This window comes from Anaerolineae bacterium (genome assembly GCA_014360855.1).
Classification (GTDB): Bacteria; Chloroflexota; Anaerolineae; order JACIWP01; family JACIWP01; genus JACIWP01.
The window spans coordinates 378-7,968 of the sequence record JACIWP010000144.1 but is presented as its reverse complement, the minus strand read 5'-3'; the positions used below and the strand labels follow the sequence as shown (position 1 = coordinate 7,968).

5 protein-coding genes and 1 pseudogene (1 of these 6 running past the window's edge) are annotated in these 7,591 nt (G+C 66.0%); all 6 read left to right on the top strand.

All coding sequences use genetic code 11. From position 1 onward, the window contains the following. Positions 1-867: sugar phosphate isomerase/epimerase (locus H5T60_08940; GenBank protein MBC7242556.1), on the top strand; the 867-nt coding region annotated here is incomplete at its 5' end. Further along, a complete protein-coding gene (locus H5T60_08935; GenBank protein ID MBC7242555.1) occupies positions 864-1,835 on the top strand; it encodes a DMT family transporter in 972 nt (323 codons plus the stop codon). The genes H5T60_08940 and H5T60_08935, both read left to right, overlap by 4 nt. 15 nt (positions 1,836-1,850) lie before the next feature. Continuing rightward, entirely contained in the window at positions 1,851-2,513 is a 663-nt protein-coding gene (locus H5T60_08930) for a hypothetical protein (protein ID MBC7242554.1), read from the top strand. 61 nt (positions 2,514-2,574) lie between these two features. Then, positions 2,575-3,495 (top strand): diacylglycerol kinase family lipid kinase, encoded by a 921-nt coding sequence (locus H5T60_08925; protein MBC7242553.1) that lies wholly within the window; start codon positions 2,575-2,577, stop codon positions 3,493-3,495. Positions 3,496-3,630: 135 nt separating this feature from the next. Beyond that, positions 3,631-5,904, top strand: coding sequence for a DNA translocase FtsK (locus H5T60_08920; protein ID MBC7242552.1), 2,274 nt, complete (start codon positions 3,631-3,633; stop codon positions 5,902-5,904). A gap of 44 nt (positions 5,905-5,948) precedes the next feature. After that, positions 5,949-7,591: pseudogene (locus H5T60_08915) on the top strand (N-6 DNA methylase) (it continues 377 nt past the right edge of the window).

The window sequence follows — 7,591 nt, the reverse complement described above, 5'->3', positions numbered from 1 at the left end:
AAACACGGCTTTCAGGCCTTCGAGCTGAACTACGTGGTGCATCCGGTGGACCTGGAGGAGATGCACCGGCTCCAGCAGGAGCTGGGGTTCACCATCACCAGCCTGCACAACGTCTGTTCGACCCTGCGCGAGCCGCTGGCCCCGGATGATGGGTACGGCGACAACATCGCCTCGCTGAACGAGGAGGAGCGCCAGCAGGCAGTTTTGCATCTGCGCAGTACCGCGGAGACCGCCGTGCAGTTGGGTGCGCGGGCCGTGGTGATTCACGCCGGCTTCGTGCCGGCGGCCAAGGAGGATCAGGAATACCGCCAACTGCGCCGCGCTTTCGCCCGCGGGGAAATCCCCCCGAGCGCCATGGCGGAGATCATGCAGAAGAAAGTCGCCCAACGCAAGGAAATGGGCCGGCCGCACCTGGAGCGGTTGGTGAAGAGCCTGCGGGAGGTCTGCCCGCATTTCCCGGAACTGCGCTTCGGGATCGAGTGCCGCTATCATTACTACGGCCTGCCGGACCTGGACGAGCTGGCGGAAGTGCTGGCGGAGGCGGACCTGCCCAACCTGGGATACTGGCACGACTGCGGCCATGCGCAGGTGCAGGAGAACTTCGGCATCTGCCGGCATCAGGACTGGCTCGAACGCTACGGGCACTGCCTGGTCGGCGTGCATCTGCACGGCATGGCGGACCATGTGCACGACCATTATGCGCCGGCGCCGGGCAACATGCCCTTCGAGATGATCCGCACCTACATCCGCCCCGACACCATCCAGGTGCTGGAGCTGGGCAAGTTCAATGATCTGGAGAGCATCGTGGCCGGCCGCGATTATCTGCAAGCCATTCTCGCGCGCGGGGAGGTCGTGCGGGCGGAATGAGCAGGGCCCAAGTTTCGCCATCCACCCAGTATACCGGCACACGTCCCCCGTTCGGCCTGCCGGATGTGCTCATCTTGCTGGCCGTCCTCATCTGGGGCGTGAACACCAGCGTCGTCAAGGCCACCCTGGCGGTCATGCATCCGATAGTCTTCAACGCCCTGCGCTTCTCCCTCTCGTCCATTGTGATGCTGTTGATCTCCCGCCTCCAGCGCCAATCGCTCGCGCTCCCGCGGGAGGACCGCCGGCGCACCTTCCCGGTCATGGTAGTGGGGGTACTGCTGTATCAACTGCTGTTCGTCTTCGGGTTAAGCCGCACGACCGCCGGCAACACCTCGGTCCTGCTGGCCACTATCCCTATCTTCATCGCCCTGTACTGGGGCCTGATCCGCCGCCAGCGCCTGCCGGCCCTCATCTGGGCCGGCGCCGTGCTGACCTTCGCTGGCGTAGCCATGCTGACGCTGGGGTCGGGAAAGACGTTCCGCCCCGGAAGCTCCTCGCTCATCGGCGACGGCCTGATCCTGCTGGCGGCGGTGTGCTGGGCCGCCTATACCATCGGGAGCCAGTCCCTGCTGGAGCGGCATTCGCCCACCAAGATCACCACCCTCTCGATGCTCTTTGCCGCGCCGGCGCTGGACCTGATCGCTCTGCCACAGCTTCTGCGCACCGATTGGGGCGCCATTCCCTGGCCGGCCTGGGCCGGCCTGCTCTTCTCGGCCGTCTTCTCCATCGCCCTGTCATATCTGTTCTGGAACACGGGCGTCCAGTACATGGGCAGTGCCCGCGCCACCGCCTACTCCAACCTGACGCCCATCATCTCCCTCATCACTGCCTGGATCGCGCTGGGAGAGCGGCTGAACGTCATCCAGATGGCGGGTGCGGCAGTAGTGCTGGTGGGCATCTGGCTGGTGCGCTTTGATCCCCGCCTGCGCCGGCAAAAGCGCCCTGCCGCCAGCACCGCCAGCGAATGAAAGGGGGATTATACAATGGTAGGCCGACTGCTGAAACTCAGCCACCAGCTCAGCCGGCATTATTACGGCGCTCTGCCCGTGGGCGTATGGGGGGTGGTAATCGGCCTGCTGGTCGCGGTCATCGGGCTGTGGCGGCGTTGGCCGCTGGTGGTGCCGGTGCTGGCCGGCTTCCTCGCGCTGGCCGGCCTGGCCCTGCTGATATGGGGACGCCTGCAGCGCTATCACCGCTTCGTGCCGTCCCGGAGCGCTAAAGCCCCGGAGGCACCGCATACCCCCCTGCGCGGCCTGGAGCATATCAAGATTCGCGCCACGGGCAGGCTGTCGGTGGAGGGCAAGGAACGCTTCTTCGTGGACCTGGAAGCCATTTACCACACGTTCGAGACGCGCGAGCATGCGGTGATGGCGCATGTGCCATGGTCGCGCTTCCTGCTGGCGCGCTCGCGCCGGCAGTACGTCGGCATGTGGTACGCTTTCTTCAAGCCGGAGGACATCCGCGATATTGAGATCGGCGAGCTGGAATACGGCCTGCGCCGCCGGCCGGCCCTGCGCCTGCGCTATCAAGGCCCCAAGCGGGAGGAGATGGTCCTGCTGGCGTTCTCAAATGAGGGCGACCTGACGCGGGCGCTCTCCGACCTGTACTACGACCTGGCCGGCCCCGGGCCGGACCTCATAGCGTGACGAACCGCCCGGTGGGGTGTTATTATAAAAAATTCACGGAAGAGGTACATCGAGAGAAGACATGACGGTACCCGTGGTGATTGTCAACCCCGTTGCCGGCCGCGGCCGGGGAGCCGCCTCCAAGGAAGAGATTGCGCGCGCTTTTCAGCAGGCCGGCCAGCCAGTGGAGATCCTGGTGACCAACCAGCCCGGCGATGCAACGAAGTGGGCATATGAGGCGGCCCAGCGGGGCGTCCCCTTCATCGCCGGCGCCGGCGGCGACGGCACCGCCAACGAGATCATGAACGGGCTGTCGCGCTGGCTGCGCAACGGCGGCGACCCCGGCACCATGCCCCGCTTCGGCATGATCCCGGTCGGCACCGGCAATGACTTCGGGTATAACTTCGGCCTTCCGCATGAAGTGCCGGCGGCCTGCCAGCGCCTGCTGGACGGCCGCGTGCGCTGGATGGATGTCGGCCTGGTGGAGTCCGACACCGAGCCGCCCCTCTTTTTCGTCAACGGCGTGGGATTGGGCTTTGATGCCGTGGTGAACATCGAAAGCCGCAAGATCCGCTATCTGCGGGGGGCGGCGGTGTACCTGCCGGCGGTGCTGATGACCCTGCTCTTTTACTATCGCTCTCCTCTCGTCAAGGTCACGTACGACGATCAGTCTTTTGAAGATCACCTGATGATGATTTCCGTCATGAACGGCGAGCGCTTCGGCGCGGTTTTCCACATGACCCCCGGCTCGCGCATTGACGACGGGCTGTTCAGCCTGTGCTTCGTGCGCAAGCTCCCCCGACACAGTATGCTGCCGATGGTGCCGCGCTTTATCCGGGGCACACACCCCAAGCATCCGCGCATCATGATGGCCAAGGCTCAGAAAGTGACGCTCGAATCGAGCGAGCCCCTGCCCTCCCACGTGGACGGGGAAATTTACAGCGTGCGCGCCCGCCGCTACACCTTTACCATTATGCCCTGGAAAGTGCCGATGCTGTGCTGACGCCGGCCGATGCCGGACCACGTCCCATCCCCGGCCGTCCAGCCGGCTTCGGCGGAGCCCTGCACCCTCTCGCCTTGTCCCGCGTGCCCGCCGTGTGTTATAATACGGTTGAATCTCTCGAACATATGGGCGGGTATGGCGAAGCGAAGCACCGCGAAATCCAAAGGCAGAAACGCTTCAGGCCGCTTTCCCCTGGGGATGCGGGCAGATATCGCCGGCATTGTCCTGCTGGCGATCGCCCTGCTCACCCTCTTCAGCCTGCTTTCCATTAACCGCGGCGGCCTGACCGGCGCCTGGATCCATTTCCTGCGGTTGAGCTTCGGCTGGGGGGTCTATGTCATCCCCTTCGCCCTGGGCGGGCTGGGGCTGTGGCTCATCGCCCGCGATTTCGAGCAGGATATGCCCCTGGATTGGGAGAAGCCGGCCGGCTGGGGGCTGTTCTTCTTCGTCTTCCTGACGGCCGCCCACCTCATCGCCTCCATCGGGCATGAGGATGCCCGGCTCCTGGCGGAAGCCGGCCAGGGCGGCGGATATATCGGCTGGGGCGCCAGCCTGGTGCTGGTGGAGGCCCTCGGGCTCATCGGCGCGTGGACCTTCATCCTGGCATGCTTCTTCGTGGCGCTCATCCTGGTGCTGGATATCACCCTGGCGGAGTTCTGGCAGGCGGTGCGCGGCCTGGCGCAGGAAATCCATCAGGCGGTGCGCCGGCATATGCTGGTGCCGGGCTGGCCGGCGCTGGGCCGGCGCAAGGCTCCCCCCATCACCCCAGGCCCCACGATGGTAGAGCCGCCGGCGCCGCCGCCCCGGGCTCCGGAGCCGCCCGTAGAGAGACCGGTTTCCCCCAGGGTGCCGGCCGTCCCTACCGCCCACCCGGTGCCGGAGCGCTTCACGCCGGCGCCGGCCGAGCCGAGAGAACCAGTGAGCGCCGCACCGCCACCCAGCGGCCAGCTCTGGCAACTGCCCCGCATTGAGGAAATCCTCGACGAGGGTGTGGACATGGAGCTGAGCCCGGCCGAGGTGCGCGAACGGGTGCGCATCATCGAGGAGACGCTGGCAAGCTTCGGGGTGCCGGCGCGCGTGGTGGAGGTGAACCAGGGGCCGGTGGTCACCCAGTTCGGCGTCGAACCCGGCTTCATCGAGACCAAGGACTCCAAGGGCCGTATTAAGCGCTCCAAGGTGAAGGTGGCGCGCATCAGCGCCCTAGCCAAGGACCTGGCGCTGGCGCTGGCCGCCTCCCCTATCCGCATCGAGGCGCCGGTGCCCGGCCGGCCCATCGTCGGCATCGAGGTCCCCAACCAGCGCACCTCGCTCGTCTCCCTGCGCAGTGTCATGGAGAGCGAGGCCTTCCGCTCCATCCGCTCGCCGCTGGCGCTGGCGCTGGGGCAGGACGTCTCCGGACAGCCGGTCTGCGCCGACCTGGCGAAGATGCCCCATCTGCTCATCGCCGGCGCCACCGGTTCCGGCAAGTCGGTCTGCATCAACTCCCTGGTCACCTGCCTGCTGTGCAATAACACGCCCGAAACCCTGCGCCTGCTGATGATTGACCCGAAGCGGGTGGAGCTGGTGCCCTTTAACGGCGTGCCCCATCTGCTGGCGCCCGTGGTGGTGGACCTGGAGCGGGTGGTGCCCACCCTGCAGTGGGCGACACGAGAGATGGACCGCCGCTATGAGCTGTTCGCCAAGGCCGGCGTGCGCAACCTCGAAGGCTATAACGAGCGCCAGCGGGAGCGCGGCGAGCCGATCCTGCCCATCATCGTCATCGTCATCGACGAGCTGGCCGACCTGATGATGATGGCCCCTGATGAGGTGGAGCGTTCCGTCTGCCGCATCGCCCAGATGGCGCGCGCCACCGGCATTCACCTGATCATCGCCACCCAGCGCCCCAGCGTGGACGTGGTGACGGGATTGATCAAGGCCAATTTCCCGGCCCGCATTTCTTTCGCCGTGACCAGTCAGGTGGACTCGCGGGTCATCCTGGACACCGCCGGCGCCGAGCAACTGCTGGGCCGCGGCGACATGCTCTATATGGCCCCGGATTCCCCCAAGCTTCAGCGCCTGCAGGGGTGCTTCGTCTCCGATCTGGAGGTCCAGCGCCTGGTGCGATACTGGAAGGGCATCCGGCCGGCCGGCGAGCCGGCGGAACCGGCGGAGGTGATCCAGCCGCCCCTTTGGGCAGACCTGGCACAGCCGGCCCCCGCGGCCAAGCCGCGCGATGTGCTCTTCGATGAGGCAGTGCGCGTCATCCAGGAGTATGACCGCGCTTCTATCTCCCTGCTCCAGCGCCGGCTGCGCATCGGCTACTCGCGGGCCGCCCGCCTGATCGACCTGCTGGAGCAGGAGGGCTATGTGGGGCCGGAGGAGGGCGCCAGCCGCTCGCGCGCCGTGCTGAAGCGCCCGCCGGCCTCATAGACCCGTCGGACACCGACCATGGAATGATCCGGGGGCTCCTGCATATGGCCACAGCGTTCCAAGCCTATCTCGACTCGATTGCCGACCTCAGCCGGCGCGGCGACGCCAGCGAGGAAAGCTACTATCCGGCGCTGAAGACCCTGCTCGAGGCGCTGGCCCGGGAGCAGGGGCGTGCCGTTCAGGTCACCGTCGTGCCCAAGACGACCGAGGCCGGCAACCCCGATTTTCGCGTCTGGGATGGCTCACACCAGGTCATCGGCTATATCGAGGCCAAGGCGCCGGGGACGGCGCTGGATGTCGTCGAAACCTCCGATCAGCTCCAGCGCTACCTGCACACCTTTCCCAACGTCATCCTGACCGATTTCTACGAGTTTCGCCTTTACCGCGACGGCGTGTTGATGCACCGCGCCCTGCTCGCGCGTCCCGTCATTGCCCAGAAGCTCAAGGTGCGGCCGCCGGCCGAGGGGGTGAAGGCCCTGAAACAGTTGTTCGAGGCCTTCTTCTCCTTTGCACTGCCGCCGGCGCTGACCGCCGAGGCCCTCTCCCGGGAGCTGGCGCGGCGCACCCGCTTCCTGCGCGACGAGGTGATCCGCCCGGAGCTGGAGCAGAAGCAGAAGGACATCTACGGCTTCTACGAGGCCTTTCGGAAGTATCTCATCGCCGGCCTGACCGAGGAGCAGTTCGCGGACCTCTATGCCCAGACCATCACCTACGGCCTGTTCGCCGCCCGCACCCGCGCCCGGGGGACCTTTAACCGACAGACAGCCTATTCACTCATCCCTTCCACTATCGGCATCCTGCGCGATGTCTTCCAGTTCATCTCGCTGGGCAAACCCTCCAAGCAGATGGAAGTCATTGTGGACGACATCGCCGGCGTGCTGAACGCCGCCGACGTGCAGGCCATCCTGACGCAGTATTACCAGCAGGGCCGGGGCGACGATCCTGTACTGCACTTCTATGAGACCTTCCTGGCCGAATATGACCCCGAAACGCGCGAGCGGCGCGGCGTCTACTATACCCCTGAGCCAGTGGTGCGCTATATCGTGCGCGCCGTGCACCACCTGCTCCAAACCCGCTTTGGGCTGGCGGACGGCCTGGCCGATGCGCAGGTCACCCTCCTGGACCCCGCCGCCGGCACGCTGACCTTCCCCGCCGAGGCCATCCGCACGGCCTTCGCGGCCTATACGGGAAAGTACGGCGAGGGAGGCAAGTCGGCCTTCCTCCGCAGTCACATCCTGCCGCACTTTTTCGCCTTCGAACTGCTCATGGCCCCCTACGCCATCGGCCACATGAAGGTCGGCTTTCTGCTGGAGGCGCTGGGCGTCCCGCTCCAGAACGGCGAGCGCTTCCAGTTCTACCTGACCAACGCCCTGGAGATGGAAGACCTGGCGCAGATTTCCATCCCCGGCCTCTCTTCGCTCTCCGAGGAGAGTCACTGCGCCGCCAGGGTGAAGAAGGAAGAGCCGATCCTGGTCATCCTGGGCAATCCGCCCTATTCCGGCATCTCGGCCAATCAGAACGAGTGGACCGAGAGACTGCTCAAAACCGACCTGGACGGCGCCCAGAGTTACTACACCGTGGACGGCCGGCCACTGGGCGAGCGAAAGCTCTGGCTACAGGATGACTACGTGAAGTTCCTGCGCTTCGCCCAGTGGAAGATTCACCGGGCCGGCCGCGGCATCGTCGC

What these genes read in the sequence shown, in the direction of transcription:
- H5T60_08935 (MBC7242555.1), top strand. Translation starts at nt 864, where the DNA reads ATGAGCAGGGCCCAAGTTTCGCCATCCACCCAGTATACCGGCACACGT.
- H5T60_08930 (MBC7242554.1), top strand. Translation starts at nt 1,851, where the DNA reads ATGGTAGGCCGACTGCTGAAACTCAGCCACCAGCTCAGCCGGCATTAT.
- H5T60_08925 (MBC7242553.1), top strand. Translation starts at nt 2,575, where the DNA reads ATGACGGTACCCGTGGTGATTGTCAACCCCGTTGCCGGCCGCGGCCGG.
- H5T60_08920 (MBC7242552.1), top strand. Translation starts at nt 3,631, where the DNA reads ATGGCGAAGCGAAGCACCGCGAAATCCAAAGGCAGAAACGCTTCAGGC.